This window comes from Frankia sp. AiPs1 (genome assembly GCF_023716945.1).
GTDB lineage: Bacteria > Actinomycetota > Actinomycetes > Frankiales > Frankiaceae > Frankia.
Genome location: NZ_JAMQQF010000894.1, coordinates 1 through 1,585 on the forward strand (window position 1 = coordinate 1; position 1,585 = coordinate 1,585).

Consider the following 1,585-nt stretch of genomic DNA (forward strand, 5'->3'; position numbering starts at 1 on the left):
CGGGCGGGCCGGGCCGGCGCGTTCGAGCCCGGGGCTCCACCCGCGGCGTCGACGCGCCGCCGTGCGCGGATCGGCGTGGGGTCGGCGAGATCTCGCCACCTTCCTTTCGTTTGGGGCGCCGGCGGCCGTAGTAGGGAGATTGTCAATCTCCGGATACCCGGGAGCGTCGCGATAAACCGGTTGACCGGGTACGCACCATCGCCCGCCGTCGCCCATTGGGAGAAGTGTGGCGAGCTGCCGGAAACCGTTGATAAATGCGCTCTGGGTCGGCCCGGTGGAAAGGCGGCGCTCAGCGCGGGGAGTGGCTCCGCTGAGCATTCAGCGCCGCCACCGTCGGGATGAGATCGCCGATGGTGGTGAAGTCGGTCGCGAGGAACGTCGGGGCGAGCCCGGCCCGTTCACAGCGGCGCAGGTGGGCGAGCAGCACGGGTTCCCGGTTGACCGCGTCCGCGTAGGTTCGGCCCGGATCGTCGCCCTCCACCCAGTGGTTGACGAGCAGCAGCGGCGCGGTGGGCGAACCACGTCCGACGCGGCAGGTGAACCCCGCCGGGGAGGGCACGTCGAACGGCGTGTCCGCCCCGTATCGGAAGAACCGCCGATACCAGCTCTTCGGGACGTCGGCGTTCTCCGCGAAGACCACCAGCCGGCGGTCGGTCGCCACCAGGTGCCCGAGCGTCGGCCAGCGCCCGTGCGGGTCCGCTGGCGGCGTCACGATCCGGTGCAGCAGCCGCACCCGGCGGAAGGCGGCAATCACCTCCCCGGGCGGCACCGAGTCCTGCAGGATCAACGTGACGACCTCGGACGGGTTGCGCGCCAGCCAGTCGTCGACCGAGCGCAGCGCGTCCTCGAGGCTCACCGACCCGAACTGGCACACGCTGTGGCACAGCCACAGGCCGGGCCGGGCGGAGCGGGCCCCGCGGGCCAGTGGCGCCAGCGCGTCGCGTTCCCGCGGGCGCAGGCCCGCCAGGAACGTCTCCACCTGCGCCGGCGTCGTCCAGTGCTGCACGTCGAGCAGCAGCGCCCGGACGCCGGTGTCGAGCTGGCCGACGAGGTCCGGATCCTGCGTCGCGCCGACGAAGTCAGCGGCACTGGAGGCCATCGCGTTGTGGCTGGCGGCGTAGACCGCCTCGTCGTAGCGCAGCCCACACTGGCCCCGGCTGCCGTTGCAGCTCGCCGCCTCCCCGCCGAACCGCGCCGGCGTCGCCAGCCACGAGCAGCTCAGCAGCACCGCCGCGGACAGTGCCATGGCCACCGAGCGGCGCCGGGTGAACGGCCGGAGCCGGCGCCGCACGAGCAGGCCGACGAGACCGAGCAGGCACCCCGCCAGCACCACCCCCGCGGCGACCTGGCTACATACCGTGCGGACGCTGCCGATCATGGTGCCCTGCAGGTCGTGCAGCAGATCCCGCACCCGCAGGGGCAGCGTCGGGTTGGCGCCGACCACCCCCGCCAGCGGGTCGCCGACCAGGGCGGGCAGCAGCAGCCCGAGCAGCAGCGCGGCGGACCCGCCGGCCACCATCCCCCCGGCGACCAGCAGGATCGTGTCGCCGCGCCGGCAGCGGGCGCGGCGCGCGGCGAGCAGGAC

1 protein-coding gene is annotated in these 1,585 nt (G+C 73.9%); it reads right to left on the bottom strand.

Translation table 11 applies throughout. The features are described from left to right. Window positions 1-289: 289 nt before the first annotated feature. Window positions 290-1,585: PI-PLC domain-containing protein (locus ND748_RS31655; RefSeq protein WP_251749959.1), on the bottom strand; the 1,296-nt coding region annotated here is incomplete at its 5' end.